The organism is Cupriavidus sp. H39 (genome assembly GCF_050271075.1).
GTDB classification, from domain to species: Bacteria; Pseudomonadota; Gammaproteobacteria; order Burkholderiales; family Burkholderiaceae; genus Cupriavidus; species Cupriavidus necator_B.
The window spans coordinates 61,968-80,009 of the sequence record NZ_CP189845.1 but is presented as its reverse complement, the minus strand read 5'-3'; the positions used below and the strand labels follow the sequence as shown (position 1 = coordinate 80,009).

At 62.7% G+C, this 18,042-nt stretch carries 13 protein-coding genes; 7 read left to right on the top strand and 6 right to left on the bottom strand.

Features of this window, described 5'->3' with window-relative positions; translation table 11 throughout:
- Positions 1 to 14: 14 nt before the first annotated feature.
- The 4 genes from ACOCMH_RS00295 (at position 15) to ACOCMH_RS00280 (ending at position 4,679) form a co-directional block, all read left to right on the top strand.
- The gene (locus ACOCMH_RS00295; protein WP_427306025.1) at positions 15 to 899 is read left to right on the top strand and encodes an SDR family oxidoreductase; all 885 of its coding nucleotides are present in this window, start codon (positions 15 to 17) and stop codon (positions 897 to 899) included.
- An 8-nt stretch (positions 900 to 907) separates the two neighbouring features.
- Entirely contained in the window at positions 908 to 2,059 is a 1,152-nt protein-coding gene (locus ACOCMH_RS00290) for an acyl-CoA dehydrogenase family protein (protein WP_427306061.1), read from the top strand.
- A 435-nt stretch (positions 2,060 to 2,494) separates the two neighbouring features.
- On the top strand, positions 2,495 to 2,674 hold the full coding sequence (locus ACOCMH_RS00285) for a hypothetical protein (protein ID WP_427306024.1): 180 nt from the start codon (positions 2,495 to 2,497) through the stop codon (positions 2,672 to 2,674).
- 787 nt (positions 2,675 to 3,461) lie between these two features.
- Positions 3,462 to 4,679 carry a CaiB/BaiF CoA transferase family protein gene (locus ACOCMH_RS00280; protein WP_427306023.1) on the top strand — a complete coding sequence of 406 codons (1,218 nt, stop codon included), beginning with the start codon at positions 3,462 to 3,464 and terminating at the stop codon, positions 4,677 to 4,679.
- A gap of 209 nt (positions 4,680 to 4,888) precedes the next feature.
- Here ACOCMH_RS00280 and ACOCMH_RS00275 read toward each other — a convergent pair whose 3' ends face one another.
- The 6 genes from ACOCMH_RS00275 to ACOCMH_RS00250 are packed head-to-tail and all read right to left on the bottom strand — an operon-like array spanning position 4,889 to position 13,475.
- Positions 4,889 to 5,884, bottom strand: coding sequence for a tripartite tricarboxylate transporter substrate binding protein (locus ACOCMH_RS00275; RefSeq protein ID WP_427306022.1), 996 nt, complete (start codon positions 5,882 to 5,884; stop codon positions 4,889 to 4,891).
- A 57-nt stretch (positions 5,885 to 5,941) separates the two neighbouring features.
- The gene (locus ACOCMH_RS00270) at positions 5,942 to 7,735 is read right to left on the bottom strand and encodes an acyclic terpene utilization AtuA family protein (RefSeq protein ID WP_427306021.1); all 1,794 of its coding nucleotides are present in this window, start codon (positions 7,733 to 7,735) and stop codon (positions 5,942 to 5,944) included.
- Positions 7,732 to 9,735 carry an acetyl/propionyl/methylcrotonyl-CoA carboxylase subunit alpha gene (locus tag ACOCMH_RS00265; protein ID WP_427306020.1) on the bottom strand — a complete coding sequence of 668 codons (2,004 nt, stop codon included), beginning with the start codon at positions 9,733 to 9,735 and terminating at the stop codon, positions 7,732 to 7,734. The genes ACOCMH_RS00270 and ACOCMH_RS00265 overlap by 4 nt, the downstream gene beginning before the upstream one ends.
- 40 nt (positions 9,736 to 9,775) lie before the next feature.
- Positions 9,776 to 10,621, bottom strand: a complete 846-nt coding sequence (locus ACOCMH_RS00260) for an enoyl-CoA hydratase/isomerase family protein (RefSeq protein ID WP_427306019.1) — start codon at positions 10,619 to 10,621, stop codon at positions 9,776 to 9,778.
- 34 nt (positions 10,622 to 10,655) lie between these two features.
- Complete coding sequence (locus ACOCMH_RS00255) at positions 10,656 to 11,816, bottom strand: acyl-CoA dehydrogenase family protein (protein WP_427306018.1); 1,161 nt, start codon at positions 11,814 to 11,816, stop codon at positions 10,656 to 10,658.
- A gap of 39 nt (positions 11,817 to 11,855) precedes the next feature.
- A complete protein-coding gene (locus ACOCMH_RS00250; protein ID WP_427306016.1) occupies positions 11,856 to 13,475 on the bottom strand; it encodes an acyl-CoA carboxylase subunit beta in 1,620 nt (539 codons plus the stop codon).
- A 248-nt stretch (positions 13,476 to 13,723) separates the two neighbouring features.
- On the opposite strand from ACOCMH_RS00250, the gene ACOCMH_RS00245 reads away from it, so the two are divergent.
- The 3 genes from ACOCMH_RS00245 to ACOCMH_RS00235 all read left to right on the top strand — a co-directional run bounded on the left by ACOCMH_RS00245 (position 13,724) and on the right by ACOCMH_RS00235 (position 17,628).
- The gene (locus tag ACOCMH_RS00245) at positions 13,724 to 14,377 is read left to right on the top strand and encodes an IclR family transcriptional regulator (RefSeq protein ID WP_427306015.1); all 654 of its coding nucleotides are present in this window, start codon (positions 13,724 to 13,726) and stop codon (positions 14,375 to 14,377) included.
- Positions 14,378 to 14,529: 152 nt separating this feature from the next.
- The gene (locus ACOCMH_RS00240) at positions 14,530 to 14,760 is read left to right on the top strand and encodes a hypothetical protein (protein WP_427306014.1); all 231 of its coding nucleotides are present in this window, start codon (positions 14,530 to 14,532) and stop codon (positions 14,758 to 14,760) included.
- Positions 14,761 to 15,762: 1,002 nt separating this feature from the next.
- A complete protein-coding gene (locus ACOCMH_RS00235) occupies positions 15,763 to 17,628 on the top strand; it encodes a diguanylate cyclase domain-containing protein (RefSeq protein WP_427306013.1) in 1,866 nt (621 codons plus the stop codon).
- The last annotated feature ends 414 nt before the right edge of the window (positions 17,629 to 18,042 follow it).

Below are 18,042 nucleotides of genomic sequence, written 5' to 3'. Positions count from 1 at the left end.
TCCCGGAGACCAGCGTGCAATATCGTTCTATCTTCCATCGCGAGCTATTCGTCGGCCGCACTGTCCTCGTGACCGGCGCAGGCAGCGGCATTGGTCGTTGTACCGCACACGAGCTGGCAAGCCTTGGCGCACGCCTCGCGCTAGCCGGCCGCAAGTTGGAGAAACTCGAGCAAGTAAAAGCCGAGATCATCGTTGCCGACCCCGAAGCTGCCAGCCGCATCACGCTGCACACCTGCGACATCCGCGACGAGGCGCAGGTGCGCGAGACGGTGGCCGCCGTGCTAGCCGCGCACGGCAGCGTCAACGGGCTCTTCAACAACGCCGGCGGTCAGTTTCCGTCGCCGCTGCGCGACATCAGCCTGAAGGGCTGGGAAGCCGTGATTCGCAACAATCTCACAGGTGGCTTTCTTGTGGCACGCGAATGCTTCACTCAATGGATGGAAGGCAATGGCGGCTCCATCGTCAACATCATTGCCGATATGTGGAACGGCATGCCGGGCATGGGCCATTCGGGTGCGGCCCGCGCCGGCATGCTGTCCTTCACCGAAACGGCTGCCTGCGAATGGGCCGCCGCTGGCGTGCGCGTCAACGCGGTGGCGCCGGGCTGGATCGCCTCAAGCGGCTTCGACACCTATCCGGCCGAGTTCCAGGCCAAGATCCGCCAGCTGGCGCGCAAGGTGCCACTGCAGCGACTGGGCACGGAAGCCGAAGTCTCCGCGGCAGTCGTGTTCCTGCTCTCGCCGGCAGCGGCCTTCATCACCGGCTCCACGATCCGTGTCGACGGCGGCGTACCCAACGCCAAGCACACCTGGCCGCAGCCCGAGCACCAGCGCTCCGAGCCCTTCAACGGCTTCCCGCTCTATACGCTGCCGCAGTGCCTGGCGCCGACCATGGAATGACCGATACCATGATTCTGCAACCGCCCAATCCGCGCTACTACAGCGCCGACCATGAAGCCTTCCGCGCCAGTGTGCGCCGCTTCTTCGAGAAAGAGGTCGCCCCCAACGCAGAGGCGTGGGACGAAGCAGGCAGCTTCCCGCGCGAGCTTTACCACAAGGCATCCGAAGCCGGCCTGCTCCAGCCTGGCTTCCCGGAACAATACGGTGGCGCGCCATGCGATGCCTTCTATCGCATGATTTTGTTCGAGGAGCGCGCCTGGGGCGGCTCGGGCGGGATCGCGTCGGGGCTGTTCTCGCACACCATCGGCGCACCACCGATTGCGGCAGTGGGCAGCGAGGCGCTGAAGACACGCGTGCTGCCACAGATCCTCTCCGGCGAGAAAATCTCCGCGCTTGCCATCACCGAGCCCGATGCCGGTTCCGACGTGGCGCAGTTGTCCACTAGCGCTCGGCGCGACGGCGACCATTACGTTGTTAATGGCACCAAGCTCTACATCACCTCAGGCATGCGGGCCGACTACTTCACGGTCGCGGTCCGCACCGGCGGCCCGGGCGCAAGCGGCGTATCGCTGCTGCTGATCGAGAGCGATACCCCGGGCCTGACGCGCACGCCATTGAAGAAGATGGGATGGTGGGCATCCGACACCGCGCAGCTGTTCTTCGACGATTGCCGCGTACCCGTGGAAAACCTGATCGGCGAGGAAGGCAAGGGTTTTGCCGCCATCACGAAGAACTTCAACCACGAACGCCTGGCGCTCGCGGCAGCAGCCTGCGGCTATGCGCAGGTATGCTTCCACGACGCGCTGGCGTGGGCGCGTGAGCGGCGCACCTTCGGCAAGCGGCTGGCCGACCACCAGGTGGTTCGCCACCAGCTGGTGGACATGGCCACTCGCATCGAATCCACGCGCGCCCTACTTGACGATCTGGCCGCACGCCTGGACGACGGCGCCTCGCCAGTGGCGCAAATCGCGATGGCCAAGAACATGGCCACACGTACTTTCCAGTTTTGCGCGGATCGCGCAGTGCAGTTGCTGGGCGGGATGGGTTATATGCGCGGCAGCCGTGTAGAGCGGCTGTATCGCGAGGTCAAGGTAATGATGATTGGGGGGGGAGCGGAAGAAATAATGAAGGACTTAGCAGCTAAGCAACTGGGCGTGTAAACCCAACCCGGACTTTTCCGGAAGCTGCGCCCCGAACACAACGGGACATTCTAGGAAAGCGAACCAGCATGCCGCGCCACCCTACTCCCACCTGCTTCGATGCCCGAGACTCGAACTGGACTGCGAGCCTGATGACGACAATCGGGTGGCATTCCGCTCCGGTGCGTACTAAATTCGACGCGATCATAGCATCTGAGTTCAGGCACAACGATACCTTCCTTGATGAGATGCTCATATCATGCCGTCGCAAGACGCGCCGTTGTGCCCGCCGAACTCGTGCCATGTCGAGAATCAAGTCGCCGTCGGTCCCCACGCCGTCCACCAAAAGCTCCGGGTGCAAGTGGGAAGGCCTTCGTAGCAGTCGGGGTTCCTTTCCGCATGCACGCGGATACTCCTTTGGACGTTGAGATTCTCCCGTATCCAGGACCACTCACCATGCCACAATATCCATTTTCGACAGGGACGATGTCGCTGAACGAGCTTAAGGCATTTGCCGCGAAACTCACTACTGGCTCGCTGATGCTGTGGGCTACCCAAGCGGTCATCGTCGAATGCGAGCAACGAGCACAGCAAGAGCACAGGGTGAAGAACTCAATGCGCAACGCTTGGGATTGAAGGTCGTCGTCACTATCAACTTGACGATAGCGAGTCAAGTTGACCCCAAAGCAGCCGGTGCTTTGCATTCGCTGCAGGCCGTTGCCCAGCCATTGCACAGCATCTCGCCGCCCCTCGAGGTGGCTTTCCGGACGTCGCTTCTGCATCGCCGTTCACAAAAATTTCATGCGGGATACCGTCCGCTCAATTCGCCTCTGCAGCTTCTTGGTGGATATTTCAAATCTCCCGAAAGTCGACAGTGGTCTGGCCGTCGCGTACGACTTCAATCATCTGCATCTTCTTGAAAAGTCCGTCTATGAGCTCCCTTCGGCGTCACGCTGTTGCTGGTATGCCAGGCCCGCGGCATATCCAATTCATTAGCAAACGCATTCATTGATGGCACGTAAATAAGAGACCGTTTTGAGGCACTCGATATCCACCCCACCACTCGCCTTTGACTCTCTCGCCCATCGTGCTGCCGAGCGAGCATATGCTCGCGGTTTTCGGTGCGGAACCTTCGCTCCACATGGATGACCTCAGAATTTGACTTGTCGTCGACATCGCCATGTACGCCCGGGGCATGGCCGCACGCGAGATCAATATGGTGCAATGATCGCCGCGTCCGATGAAACGCCTCGGAACACGAGCGGCACAGGCAGGCCAAAGCGGAGATATCGCCGTTTCCCCAGCTCTGTGCGGCTTGGCAATAGCCATACTTTTGTACTCGCAAATTGCGCGATGTGTGGGTTCGTAGGATCATGTTTTTATTGGATCCTTTTTTATTATTACAATTATTGCCAGCAACGACATGAGCGCAATTCTCCAAGGCATCAAAGTCCTCGACCTGACCCGGGTTGTCGCCGGCCCGTGGGCCACACAGAACCTGGCCGACATGGGTGCCACCGTCTACAAAATTGAGAAGCCAGGCGATGGTGACGACACCCGAAAGATGGGGCCATTCCTGACCAGCGCTGACGGCCAGCAGACCAACGACTCAGCCTTCTTCCTGTGCTGCAACCGGGGTAAGCAGTCCGTCACTGTCGACATCTCGCAGCCGGAGGGCGCGGACCTGGTGCGCCGCCTGGCGGCCCAATGCGACGTCGTGGTGGAAAACTACAAGGCCGGCAGCCTGAAGAAATACGGATTGGATTACGACTCGATCCGCGCGCTGCGCGCCGACATCATCTATTGCTCCGTGACCGGCTTCGGCCCCGACGGTCCCTATGCCCCGCGTCCCGCCTACGACTTCATCCTGCAAGGGATGGCGGGCCTGATGAGCACCTGCGGCCAACCTGACGGCAGCCCCGGTGGCGCACCGATGCGCACTGCAATTCCGCTAACTGACATCCTGACTGGCCTCTATGCTTCCGTGGCATTGATGGGAGCGCTCTACCATCGCAAGGCCACTGGTGAGGGCCAGTACATCGATGCCGCCATGCTCGACGCTTCAGTTGCGGCCAACGGACACCTCGCGTTGGGCTATCACATCTCCGGAAAAGTCCCGCAGCGCGCCGGCAATACCAATCCGGTCGCATCGCCCTCAGAGGTGTTCCGCTGCGCCGATGGACACCTGATCATCGCCGCCGGCAACAACGGCCAGTTCGCGGCGCTGTGCAAGGTGCTGGGCTGCGCGGAACTCATCACGGACGAACGCTTTGGCCAGAACATGGAGCGCGTCAATAACCGCCCGCTGCTGCGCGAGTTGATCGCTGCGCGCATTGGCACGTGGAAGTCCGCCGATCTGGTGGCCAGCCTGGAGCAAGCGGCTGTGCCGTGCGGGCCGATCAACAGCATGGACGAGGTCTTTGCGGACCCCCAGGTGAAACACCGCGGACTCCTGATGAAACTCCCGCATGCAAGCGGCGTAGATGCGCCGTCGCTACGGAGTCCGCTGCGCTTTTCGGCCACACCGGTAGAGATGCGCGCGCCGCCGCAGCTAGGCGAACACACCGAGCAGACGATGCGTGAAATGCTGGGCATGACGGAAGCGGAGGTCCGCGCGTATCGGGCGCGTGGCGTGTTGTAAACACGGCCGCGCGCTGAAGGAGTGGCCTTCCGCCAGCGCGCTTGTGGTATTTCTACCCCTTAATTCTGCTGGCCGCGAGCACGAGTGTGGGAAAACCGCGGCACAATTTGAAAAAAAGGGAAGCAAAGCGCCTCCCTTTTTTTACTGGATGTCAGCAACGGAGGCGCGCAAGTCGGGCGGGATCCGCCCGACCAACACGCCGCCCTCATTTACTCCAGCCTCACCCCACCTTTCTTCACCACTTCGCCCCATCGCACCGCTTCGCTCTTGATGAACGTCTGGAACTGCTCCGGCTTGCCACCGACCGGATCAATGCCATAGTCGATCAGTTTGGCCTGCACATCAGGCTGCCGCAGCACGGCATCCATTTCCGTCGACAGCTTCGCTAGCACTGCCGGCGGCGTCTTTGCCGGCGCAATCAGCCCGATCCAGCTACCCGCCGTCACCGCCGGATATCCGGCCTCGGCCATGGTTGGCACATTCGGCGCGGCCGGCCACCGTGTCGGGTTACAAATAGCCAGCGCACGTACCTTGCCGGCCTTCACCAGCGGCATCATGGTCTGCACCGAATCGAAGATGATGGCGATCTGCCCCGTGAAGAGGTCAGGCAGTGCCGGTGAAATGCCCTTGTACGGCACATGCATCATCTTCAGGCCGGCTGCTTGCGAGAACAGCTCGCCCGCCAGATGCGCACCTGAACCGTTACCGCTCGAGGCAAAAGCCATTCTCTCGGGGTTGGCCTTGCCCCATGCCACCATTTCCTTCACATTGGTGGGTGGCAGTTGCGCGCTCGAGACCAGCAGCAATGGAATCCGCCCGATCATGCTGACTCCAGTGAGGTCCTTGAGCGGATCAAAGCTCATCTTCGGATACAGGCTGGGATTGATGGCGTGCGCGGCAACGACAACGAGCAGCGAATAGCCATCTGGCGCGGACTTGGCAATGTTGTCCGAGCCGATCATGCCGTTGGCGCCGGGACGGTTCTCCACCACCACAGGCTGGCCAATGCGCTCGGCGAGCTTCAGCATCACCAGTCGGGTCACTGTGTCGGAGACGCCGCCCGGCGTGTAGGGCACCACCACACGGATCGGGCGATTGGGATAGGCGTCACCCTGCGCCATTGCTGGCAATGCAGCAGCGAGCCCTGCAAACAGGCTCAGGCTGAGCAAGCGTCGGATGCGCGCCTTGGGCTTGAGTCGGGTCATGTCTCTTCCTCGTCGAATGAGGCGCCTGTTTCGGCGCACTGGGTATACGGGCCAGGCCTACGCCCAGCTCCGCGGTACGGAAAGCGGAAAGTCCAGCAGCATCTGCGCAAAGCTCTTGCCCAGCGGATCCGATCGCAGGCTCGCCACGCCGCCGCCAGCCAGTGCCCCGTGCATCAGGAAGTTCAGCGCATGCAGGCCAGGGACATCGAAGCGTTCAACCTCACCCTCCACCAGATGGGCGAAGTACTCGCGCACGGCTTGCGGGTTAAGCTGCTCCCGCAGCAGCGGCAGGTACTCAGGCTTGCGCGCAATCACGCCGATGTTCTCGTCATCCCCTTTGTCGCCACTGCGCGCATAGGCTAGCGTAATCAGTGGTCGCCCCACCTTCGGCTCCTCGGGTACCGCCGGCAGGGCTGGCAGGTCGATCCCGACCGGCGGCTCCTGCGGCGTACTGACTGCGGCTTCGGGTAACAGCAGCACGCTGCCCTCAAACTCCACCCGCATTGGCACATCTGCCTTTGGCACCAGGAAGGAGAACACCTTCACCACCGGCTGGATGTCGACACGCCCCGCAAACGACGAGCGCGTGCCGGCTGCCATGGAAGTCCCCGCCGAGGAGCATTCACGCTGCAGAAAGCCCAGACCTTTTGCGAGCGGATGGCGCGCGGCGATGCGGAGCACCACTTCACGCGTCGGCAATGCACGTGCATGCTGACCATACTGGGATTCACAGCCGAGAAGCTCGACAACGGTCTCGGTATAGTCCGGCATCTGGCGCTCGGCCAGCATGGCGCGGGTGCGCGCCAACAGGGCCTCGGCGGTACGACGGGCCTTGGCGGGTGCATCGATTCCACGGATCGCCATCATCAGGCTGATCTGATAGCCGTCCTGCCAGGTCGCATTACCCTTGTAATGGGTGCCGGGTGCGCGGCCACGGGCACCCTGCACCCGGACGCGCCCCGGCTCGACCAGTTCGGTGCGCACCATGCGGAAATCGCACGTCACGTCCGGCATCAGGTAGTTGGCGGGATCACCTACCTCATACAATACTTGTTCAGCGACCGCCGCCGGCTCGATCAAGCCGCCCGTGTCATCTGGCTTGCTCAGCACGAAGCTACCGTCGTGCGCGCAATCAATCACCGGATAGCCCATGCAGTCCCAGCCGGGTACACGCTCCCAGTCGGTGAACAGTCCGCCTGTGGCCTGCGCTCCACACTCGATCACGTGGCCAGCCAGCGTGCCCGCGGCCAAGCGGTCCCAGTCCGTCCAGCTCCAGCCGAACTCGTGGGCGAGCGCACCCACCACCACGGCGCTGTCTACGCAGCGACCGGCAATGACGATATCAGCTCCCAGTGCCAAGGCCCGGGCGATGCCCTGCGCGCCAGTGTAGGCATTGGCCGACCACGGTTCGGCGGTCGGTACCGGATTGCCGCCGAGGTCAGTCAATCCGTTTGCACACCATTGCTGAAACTGCGGCTGCACGTCATCGCCACTGACCACGGCGATGCGGGGCGACAACCCCTGCTGTTCAGCGACTTTCATCAGCGCGTCACGGCACGCCTGCGGATTGAGGCCCCCGGCGTTGGCGATCACACGGATGCCTCGTCGCAGGATCTCACTAAGATTCGGGCCGATCGCGGCATGAACGAAATCCGTGGCGTAGCCCAGCGCCGAATCCTTGGCTCGGGCACGCGCCAGGATCGACATGGTGGTTTCTGCCAGGTAGTCGTAGACGAGGTATTGCAGGCCCGGCACCCGCAGCAATTGCGGCGTGGCGATGGCGGAATCGCCCCAGAAACCGGAGGCGCCGCCGATGCGCACCATCTTTTCGGTGTTCACGGATTCACTCATGCCTGTTCCTTCGCGACCGCGTCGGCCTCTACGCGCGCCAGCAGCGAACCCGCGCTAGCCTGACCACCGGCTCGGGCGGGCAGTTCCACCACCACGCCGGCAAAAGGGGCGACGATGGTGTGTTCCATCTTCATGGCCTCCAGCACGACTAGTGCCTGGCCCGCTTCCACGCGCTCGCCCTCGGTCACATTGACCGCAACGATCCGGGCCGTCAGCGGCGCCTGCAGCGCGCCGTCGGCGTCGCCGGCATCACGGCGGCGGCGCGGATCGTGTAGCTCGAATTGCCAGGCATGGCCAGACTGAAACAGGTGCAGGACGTGCTTGTCGGCGGCGAAAACCAGCGGATAGACCACGCCATCGCATTCGACCAATGCCGTCCCGTTGGTACCATTGGCGCGCAGCACGCGCAGCGTGCATTCAACCTGCGGCTGTTCCTCACCGCGCTCGCGCAGACAGGCGCGCCAGCCGTCAGTGGTTACCCACAGGGTGATTTGCCACGCCTTACCTGCCGAGTTCAGCACAATGCTGGAGGCGGCACGCGCCAGCGAAGCCGGCTTGCCTTTGCTACTGAGCATGCCTGATGCAGCCAGGGCTGCGGTTGCCGCCACATGCTGCGGCGGCACGGCGACCTGGAGCGCAGCCTGCATATGGGCGTCCACAAATCCCGTGTGCACATCATTGCCTGCGAAGGCCGCGTGCGCGAGACAAGCGGCCAAGAAGCCCTGATTGGTCGGCACGCCCAACAGCACGCAGTCTTCCACCGCGCGCAGTAGCTTGCGGCGTGCCTCTTCACGGTCGGCGCCGTGCGCGACCAGCTTGGCGACCATCGAATCATAGTGTGTGGGGATGGTCCCGCCCTCTTCCAGCGCATGGTCCACGCGCACGTCGCGGCCCGCACCTGGCGGTCGCCAGCGAAGCAGCGGCCCGCCCTGCGGCAGGAAGCCGGCGGGCACGTCCTCCGCCGTCAGGCGGACCTCGATGGCGTGGCCGTTGAGTTTCACCTGGTCCTGCGTCACCGGCAACGGCTCTCCCGCCGCCACGCGCAATTGCCATTCGACAAGGTCGAAACCGGTGATGGCCTCGGTCACCGCATGCTCGACCTGCAGGCGCGTGTTCATCTCCATGAAGTAGAAGTTGCCGTCGGCGTCGAGCAGAAACTCCATGGTGCCGGCACCGACATAGCCGATTGCCTTTGCCGCGCGCACGGCGGCTTCTCCCATGCGTCCACGCAGCGCCGGGCCGACGGCGGGCGACGGCGCTTCTTCAATGACCTTCTGGTGGCGGCGCTGCACCGAGCAGTCACGCTCACCGAGGTGAATCACATTGCCGTGGGTGTCGGCAAAGACCTGGATCTCCACGTGGCGCGGTGCGATGACCGCGCGCTCGAGAATCAGCTCATCGGAGCCGAACGCGGCAGCCGCCTCGGAGCGCGCGCTGGTCAACGCGGCCGGCAGTGCCGCCGCGTCACGCACCAGCCGCATGCCGCGCCCGCCGCCGCCCGCCGCTGCCTTGACCATCAGCGGGAAACCGATGGACTCCGACTGGGCCAGCAGCGTGGCGTCATCCTGACTCGCACCCTGATAGCCGGGCACGCAGGGCATGTCGGCTGCCAGCATCAGGCGCTTGGCTTCCGCTTTGTTGCCCATGGCGCGGATGGCTTCGGCCGGCGGACCGACGAAGACCAGCCCGGCTGCGGTGACGGCCTCGGCGAACGCGGCATTTTCGGCCAGAAAGCCGTAGCCTGGATGGATCGCGTCGGCACCGCTGGAGCGGGCGGCTTCTATGATGGCTGAAACGTTCAGGTACGACTCGCGCGGCGCGGCAGCGCCGATACAGACCGCGCGGTCGGCAAAGGCCACGTGCGGGCTCTGGCGGTCGGCCTCGGAATAGACGGCCACGGTGGCCAGCCCGAGGCGACGCGCGGTTTGCATGATACGCACCGCGATCTCGCCGCGGTTGGCGACGAGCAGCGTATGAAAGGGTCGGCTGGTTGCAGACATGGGAATCCTTTGAATTATCTGGAAGGGGCTGGCGGGAAGGTCAGACTACCGCCTGCGCGGCGCGCACGGCACCGACGTCGAAGCGGACCGTCCAGTTCGCGTCCCGCTTTTCGCGGAAGGCGGCTACGCCTTCGGCGCCCTCGCGCCGCATGCACTGCGCGAACAAGTGCGAGGCCTCGTCCAGCAGCGAACCGGCCGGCTCCTGGCCGCAGCGGCCCACCAGCGTCTTGAACACGCGATTGGCGTTCGGGCCGCAGCGGCCGATACGTGTCAACCACTCGGCGAGGAGGCTGTCCAGTTCAGCGCTGTCGGCCGCCAACTGGTCGACCAGCCCGATGGCCACGGCGGCATTGCCGCTGACGCGCTCGCCGGTCAGGCCGAGGCGGCGCGTGGTCGTGGCGCCAACGCGCTGCACCACGAATGGCGCGATCTGCGCGGCAATAATGCCCAGCGTGGTTTCCGACAGCGCAAAGCGTGCGTCGCGCGTGGCCAGCACGATGTCCGCGGCGCACGCCAGCCCCATGCCGCCGCCCATCGCTGCGCCGTCCACGGCTGCAATCACCGGCACCGGAAGCATGGTCAGGCGCTGCATGAAGTAACCAAACTGGCGGTTGCGTGTAGCGACCGGGTCTTCCTGGCTGGTGTCGGCATCAAGGCGAGCCTTGAAGTTGCCCACGTTGCCCCCGGCACTGAAGATACCGCCGGCGCCACGCAGCACCAGCGCGCGAACCTCGGAGTCCGCTTCGGCCTGCTCTACCGCGCCCGCCAGCGCGGCTACCACTTCGGGTGCTAACGCATTGCGGGTGGCAGGGATGTTTAGTGTGGCGAACAGCACGCCGCTGGCGCGGCGCACGATCACCGCATCGGTAAGGGAGGTGTCGGGCATGGCAGTCGTCGCAGTTGTTTGCTTCCCCATCACGTCAGCCGCGCGACATCAGGCCCATCTGCTTGGCAATGACCTGCATCATCACTTCGTCAGCCCCCCCGCCGATCGAACCGAGGCGGAAGTCTCGGTAGGCGCGCGAGGCGTGGTTGTCCCACGTATAGCCCATGCCACCCTGGAATTGCATGCACCAGTCGGCAACCTCGCGCGACAGACGCCCGGCCTTGAGCTTGGCCATTGAGGCCAGTTCAATCACATCGCCGCCCTCGATATAGGTCTGCGTTGCCATGTAAACCAGCGCGCGCAGGGCTTCCATCTCGGTCTTCAGCTCGGCGAGTTTGAACTGGATAAACTGGTTGTCCAGCAGCGGTTTGCCGAAGGCAATGCGCTGGCGCAAATAGTCAGCGGTCTCTTCGATCAGGGCGGTGCAAGCCAGCCGGCGCGCGGCGCCGTTAAGGCGCTCTTCCTGGAACTGCTTCATCTGGTAGATGAAGCCCAGACCTTCCTCGCCGATGCGGTTTCGCACCGGCACGCGCACTTCGTCGAAGAAGATCTGCGCGGTGTCGGAGCACCACATACCGAACTTCTTGATCTTCTGCACCTCCACGCCGCGTACGCGCTTGCCGCCCTCCTTGAGCGGCACGATGATCAGCGACTTGTTCTTGTGCACAGGCCCCTCTGAGGTGTTGCACAGCAGGCAGATCCAGTCGGACTGCGTGCCATTGGTGATCCACATCTTGGAGCCGGTAATGACGTAGTCGTCGCCGTCGCGCACGGCCCGGGTTTTGAGCGAGGCTACGTCGGATCCAGCGCCGGCTTCGGACACGCCGATCGAACACACCATGTCGCCTGCGATGGCCGGCGCCAGGTAATTGCGCTTGAGTTCGTCCGATCCAAAGGCGGTCAGCGCAGGCGTGGCCATGTCGGTCTGCACGCCAACGCCCATGCCGATGCCCTGCGCACGCGCATAGCCCAGCGCCTCGGCGGCGGCGACGGCGTACGAGAAGTCGAGGCCCAGGCCGCCGTATTCCACCGGCTTGGTGATACCCAGGAAGCCGAGGTCGCCCATTTTCTTGAACAGCTCGTGCGCCGGAAAAATTTCGGCGGCTTCCCACTCATCGACGAAGGGATTGATCTCCGCCGCAACGAAGCGGCGGATGCTGTCCATGATGTTGCGGTGTTCTTCGTTGTAGAGCATGTTGATCTCCTGGAATTCTATTGTCTGGATAGCGTTCGGTCAGAAGCGGCCCACGCCGAACTGCACGGGATGTGTCTGGCGCAGGCTGGCCTCGCGCGCGGTGGCCAGCACGAAGGCCAGCACGGCGCGGGTATCGCGCGGATCGATCACACCGTCATCGAGCAGCAGCCCGCTGGTGACGAAGGCGCTAGCCTGGCGCTCGAAATTGGCAACAATCTCTGCGGTCTGGCTTTTGAGCTGTGCCTCGTCGACCGCTACGCCCTTGCGTGCGGCCTGCTGGCGCGCCACAATCTCCAGCGTCATGGCGGCCTGCTCGCCGCCCATCACGGCGGTGCGTGCGTTGGGCCAGGAGAAGCAGAAGCGCGGCCGGAACCCTCTTCCGCACATGCCGAAGTTCCCCGCCCCGAATGAGGAACCGCAATATAGGGTGATCTGCGGTACTTTCGAGTTCGACAGCGCCTGGATCAACTTGGAGCCGTGCTTGATCATGCCAGCCTCCTCCGAGGCGCGCCCGACGATAAAGCCAGTGGTGTTCTGCAGGAACACGATCGGCGTGTCCGACTGGTTGCACAGCTGGATGAACTGTGCGGCCTTGGTCGCCCCGGCGGGATCGATCGGACCATTGTTGGTAATGAAGCCTACCGTGTTTCCTTCGATGCGCGCGTGGCCGCACACTGTGCCCGGGCCGTAGTCGGGCTTGAACGGCAGCCAGGCGGAGTCGTCGACGATACGGGCGATGACCTCGCGCATGTCGACCGGGCGCTTCATGTCCAGCGTCATCACGCCGTCCAGTTCAGACGAATCCAGGCGTGGCGGTTGCGCAGGCTGTGCGGGCGGTGGCACCACCTTGGGCCAGTCTAGGCTGGCGACGATGTCGCGTGCGGTGGCAATGGCGTGCTCGTCGTCTTCGGCCAGGTATTCGGCCAGGCCGCTGGTCGTGGCGTGCAGATCGGCACCGCCCAGTTCTTCGTCAGTGGCGATTTCGCCGGTGGCGGCTTTCAGCAGCGGCGGGCCGGCCAGGAAGGCGCGTGCGCGATTGCGCACCATCACCACGTAATCGGACAGTCCGGGCATGTAGGCGCCACCCGCGGTGGATGAGCCGTGCACCACCGTGATCACCGGCAGCCCGGCCGCGGACAGGCGTGCCAGGTTGTAGAACAGCGCGCCGCCGCGCACGAACTTGTCGACGCGGTATTTGCGCAGGTTGGCGCCCGCCGATTCCACCAGGTGGATGAACGGCAGCCGGTTCTCCAGCGCGATCTCCTGGCAGCGCACCAGTTTCATGTTACCGGCTTCGGTCATGGCGCCGGCGTCGATGCCGGAATCGGTGGCCAGCACCATGCAGCGCACGCCGCAGACGAAGCCGATACCGGCAACCAGCGAACCGCCGGGAATCGACGTCTCATGGTCCGGGTCGTCCATGCCGAAGCCCGCGAGCGTCGCAATGGGCAGGAACGACGCGCCCGGATCCAACAGGCGGCCGATGCGCTCGCGAGGCAGCAGTGCACCGCGTCTTGCAAAGGCCGGCCGTGCCCGCTCGGAGGCGGCTGCGGCGCGCTGCTCAAGCCCATGCAGGTGGTCGATCAGCGCCTGCATGCCGGCACGCTGGCGGGCGAAGGCGTCGGAGGACGGGTCAATGCGGGATTCTATGGGGATCATGGCGCATGATTGAGGTTCCGGGATGGATCTATTGCAAACCATGACGCTGCGCTGGACAATTGCAATCGTGCAGTTCGTGCACAATGTGAACAACCTATGCCCGCCCCGGGGAACGACAGGATTCGGTCCCGGACTCCGAAGTTGTTTTGCCGCCCCCTTCCATGCCTCCTAAGTCCACCGCACCCGCCGGCGTACAAAGCCTCTCCCGCGCTTTCGCCCTCCTCCAGCTAGTGGCCGAGCAGCAGGACGTGGGGCTGACCCTGCCGGAGCTTGCCGCAAAGGCAGACATTGACCGGACGACCGCACATCGCATGGCACGCTTTCTCGAGTCCGCGGACTACGTGGAGCGTGATTCCAGCAGTAGGCGCTATCGCCTGGGCACCGCCGCCATGGCGCTGGGTCTGCGCGCAATGAACCGAGCGCCGCTCAACAGCGAGCTGATAACCAAGATGAAGGCGCTGGCACGGCTCACTGGCGATACCGTCTTCCTGATCGTACGCCTCGGCGACTACGGGCATTGCTTGCATGCAGAAGAAGGCGGCCACCGTATCAAGTCCTTCCATACGCTGACCGGCACGTCCCGCTTGCTAGGCCAGGGGACGGGCAGCATGGCCCTGTTGGCGAAGTTCGACAACGATGCGGTGCGCGCGCACTTTGCACGGCACCGCGCCGAATACGAGGCCGGCGGCCTGAGCCTGCTAAGGATGATGCGCGGGGTCGAACGCAGTCGCAAGCTTGGTTACGCCCTGGCGGGCGCCGAAGGGGTAGCCGGCGTGGGTTATGCGTTACCGCTGGCTATGGGTGCGGAGGCTGCGCTCAGCATTGTGTCCACCGCGTCCCGGATGTCGGTAGCACGGCGGCACGAGTTAGGTGGCATCCTTGGCGCGATGTTCTTGCGTTAAATTTGATCCACTGTCTTGAGCCTGCTGCCGGCGGGCCGCGGCGAGGACGGGATTGCGCAGAACACGCGTCCGGGTGGCGACAGGATGAGCGGAAGATCACGTCCAGCTAGCGTTCGTTCGGCCCGCATCGACGACTGAAGTTGATCTGCGGAATGCGCAAAGCTGCCGCCTTTATGCTTGTCACCGCCCTCGCGATGGGCCTGAATGGCTTCGAAGCGCTCACGGCGGCCGACCCTCCGTACAGGAAGGCAAAGACACTGTCCGAAGCCGTCCGTATCGTGGCGATGGCCGTCGCGCAGCAGCATCTCGATCCGGAACTCTTCGACCTGCTCCTGACCTCCGGTGTGTATCGACGCTATGCCGAGGAGTACATGCGTCCGTAGCAAGTTGATGATGTAGATATCGCTCAGTACTTGGGCAGGGATTCCCCGGGTAGTGCTTGAGACAGCCCCGACGTCGGCAAATGCCCGATACTTGCGCCAGCAGATTCTCGTCAGGCAACACGGCACAGTGCTCGGTGGCCAGCCACTTGTTCGGCAGGGCCTGCAGCGAGTAGCACGCCTCGTGATCTGATTGTGTATGCCCCTATCTCAGGCACTTCGCTGCAAACTTCAATACCATGAAAAAAACAGCCAGACGAGAGCGAGTGTCTGGCTGCAAGGGATAGTCGTACGAAACGCACGTACCTAAGGAGCCTATGATGCTCCCCCAATAATCTAACCTGTTTTCCACGGACGAATTCTCAGGAATTCTGAACGCCGTGCGCCATTTCATCGTACGCGCCGCCAGGCTCAAGTCTGTTCGCTAGTGGTCGCCCCGGGGGGAAACATGTTCGAGCTGATATCCCCGCTTATAGATTACGTTCAAAGTGATGCCGAGATGCGGCCCCGGATTCCGACGTTGCCTGACCCGGTAATTGTGCGTGTCCAGGGTTCGGGAGCTCGGCGTCTCGGTAGATTGTCCGCTGGGCCACTATGCGGGGATTCGCCAGCGCTTGTGTCTTTGACCGCTTCGAGTCCGTCAGCGGCTTCCCATTCATCGAGCGCTGAAGGCAATCATTGATGCGTTCCAACAGGTGGGGGCAAGCTGGTGGGGCCTGCAGAGGACCGAGCACCTGGGAAGCGGACTGCGTGCGGATGAAGCAGGCTGCCGAGAAGCCAGGCCTAACCAGCAACCATCCGCCCTGCCCGCGATTCAGATTTGTTGACAATCCAACGGCACCGATTTGAGTAGCATCGCTCCCATGGCGTCGTCCACCTTTCTCTTCGGGATCATGTATCGGCTCGCACTCCCGTTCGCCGGCCATCAGGACACGTCGCCGGCGCATGGATGCCTGGCTCTCGCGAAAGGCGGGGGCGGTATTGTCACGTTAGCAAGTCGGTCGCATGAGATGGGGCGATGAAGAAGAGACGCTTCATCACGGCCACCGGTTTCCGGCGGCGGACAGAAGAGTAGAGCTAGTGCGATTGTCCCTGAAGTTCCGAGCGGCGGCAGCGACCGCGCTAGTTGTAGTGCTCATGATTGGTGTATTGGCCGTCATCCAATACGACGCCTACGTCATCCTGAGGGATAGTCTCCAGTCTCAGCAAGATGAGAGAGTGGAGTTGATGGCTGAACGACTGGACGACCGGTTCGAAGGTCGTGAGTTGATCCTACGCCGGATCGCCAGCCAACTCGCCCCGATGCTTGAGCGGCCCCCACATGAACTGAAAAAACTCGCCGCGCAAGCGGTTTCGATTCCCGAGGCCTTCAGTACAGTGTTCTTAGTGTGGCCGGATGGTGAGGTCGCGTTCAACACGACGCCAATCCAAACCAAGCAGATGAACTTGGCTGATCGCGGCTATATCCAGCAAATCGTCCACGGTGCATCCGTTGCCATATCCGAGCCGCTGATAAGTAGAGGTACCGACACGCTGTCCATATTCATGGCAATTCCCATCCGAGCTGAAGATGGTCGCCTGCGCGCCATCCTTTCCGGCGGCCTGTATCTTCTGCATGAAAGCTTCCTGCAGGAGCTAAATCACAATCGTATTGGGACCACGGGCTACTACTGCCTCATCTCTTCAGGCGAGAATCCTCTTTACGTCATCCATCCTGACCGGTCAAAGCTGCTCACGTCAGCGAAGGCTTTCGGCGAATCTTGCGGGACGTTGGGTCCCCAACATCCATGGGAGTTTGTCTGGCCTACGCGACCTATCGTTGCGAGATATCTGCTCGCCAGTGCGGGTTGGGAAGTTGTTGGAACTTTTCCTGCAAAGGAAGCATTCTCGCCGCTCGTGGACGTGCGATACAAGCTCCTCCTGGCGGCAACTATTGGCCTAGCAGTCGTGGTGCTATTAGTGTGGTTGGTAGTTCGACGTCTGCTGGTTCCCCTGGGTCAGCTGCACAAGGTGGTTCAGGAAAGCACTATGGACCTCGCGTGCTATGTCGGGCGGGACGAATGCCACGTGTTTGTCAACAACGCTTACGAGCGACGATTTGGCCGCCCTACTGAACAGATAGTTGGCCTTACTATCCATGAGCTTTGGGGGGCTGCCGCTTATGCTGACATCAAGCCTTACCTTGATCGAGCCTTCGGCGGCTCCACGGTCAGCTTTGATTGGAACCCTAGGAACGAGGTTGAATGCCTAGACGCGACTTACCAGCCCGCGTGGAACGATGCGCGGGACACCGTCGTGGGTCTACACATCTCTATTCGAGACGTGACCGCTGAGCGTCAAAGAGTAAGGATGCTTGAAAGGCAAGCCCAATCTGACCCTTTGACGGAGTTGCTCAACCGCAAGGGATTTGACCGACAGCTGGCATTTGCGAAGGAGCGTGCCGATACCGACAATCTCCCAATGGCGCTGTTGCTCATCGATCTGGACGCTTTCAAGCCGGTCAACGACACTTATGGACATGTCGTTGGGGACAAGTTGCTGAGGCTTTTCGCCAAGCGACTTTCATCCTGCGTTCGGGAGTGCGACGCAGTTGCTCGAATCGGCGGCGATGAGTTTGCAATCATCTTGGAGCGAATCCCCGACCGCGATGCCGCCGCACGCGTGGCTGCCGCAACCGTGGCGCTTGCGTCTCACCCCTATTCTATTGACGACCTTTGTATCCGCGCTTCTGCAACCGTTGGAGTTGCCATATGCGCCCCCGAAGATGGCCAGACGAGCAGCGAACTGTTTTTGAAAGCCGATACCGCCCTCTATGCAGCTAAGCGGGACGGCAAGGGACGCTACAAGGTGTATGGTGAACTGCCGGTGTAGGCAAGTGCGGATCGCGGTGGAGCAGCCTCTCGAAATTCGCATACAGTCCCACGAACCCCTGGCTGCAGTCGGCGCAAGATAAAGTCCGCAGTGCAAACCCACCTTGACCTCACGGCACGCCAGCTCTTTTCGCAAGCCGTGTTCGCCAGCGGAGCTGGCCTATCTGCGCCGCGGACCGCGTAGCGCTCGTGTGAAGGCGCCGCGCGTGATCACCATCGCCACCTCAGGCTACACCAGCCCTAGCTCCAATCGTCGGCCGCTAGACGCATCCAGCGGTCCGGTGCTTCACCGTCAGCCGAAGCCAGCAATAGCGTTTCGCCGCAGTGTGAGCAGCGATAGGCGAAGGCGTTTTCGCCACTTGTAGTGCGTAGTGTGGCCGACTTCACTAACTTGGGGTGAGGCGGAACATGGCCA

Excerpts from the sequence above, each read along its gene's own strand:
- ACOCMH_RS00265 (WP_427306020.1), bottom strand. The coding sequence starts at position 9,735 with ATGTCTGCAACCAGCCGACCCTTTCATACGCTGCTCGTCGCCAACCGC.
- ACOCMH_RS00260 (WP_427306019.1), bottom strand. The coding sequence starts at position 10,621 with ATGCCCGACACCTCCCTTACCGATGCGGTGATCGTGCGCCGCGCCAGC.
- ACOCMH_RS00280 (WP_427306023.1), top strand. The coding sequence starts at position 3,462 with ATGAGCGCAATTCTCCAAGGCATCAAAGTCCTCGACCTGACCCGGGTT.
- ACOCMH_RS00250 (WP_427306016.1), bottom strand. The coding sequence starts at position 13,475 with ATGATCCCCATAGAATCCCGCATTGACCCGTCCTCCGACGCCTTCGCC.
- ACOCMH_RS00285 (WP_427306024.1), top strand. The coding sequence starts at position 2,495 with ATGCCACAATATCCATTTTCGACAGGGACGATGTCGCTGAACGAGCTT.
- ACOCMH_RS00275 (WP_427306022.1), bottom strand. The coding sequence starts at position 5,884 with ATGACCCGACTCAAGCCCAAGGCGCGCATCCGACGCTTGCTCAGCCTG.
- ACOCMH_RS00255 (WP_427306018.1), bottom strand. The coding sequence starts at position 11,816 with ATGCTCTACAACGAAGAACACCGCAACATCATGGACAGCATCCGCCGC.
- ACOCMH_RS00240 (WP_427306014.1), top strand. The coding sequence starts at position 14,530 with ATGCGCAAAGCTGCCGCCTTTATGCTTGTCACCGCCCTCGCGATGGGC.
- ACOCMH_RS00290 (WP_427306061.1), top strand. The coding sequence starts at position 908 with ATGATTCTGCAACCGCCCAATCCGCGCTACTACAGCGCCGACCATGAA.
- ACOCMH_RS00235 (WP_427306013.1), top strand. The coding sequence starts at position 15,763 with ATGAGATGGGGCGATGAAGAAGAGACGCTTCATCACGGCCACCGGTTT.
- ACOCMH_RS00270 (WP_427306021.1), bottom strand. The coding sequence starts at position 7,735 with ATGAGTGAATCCGTGAACACCGAAAAGATGGTGCGCATCGGCGGCGCC.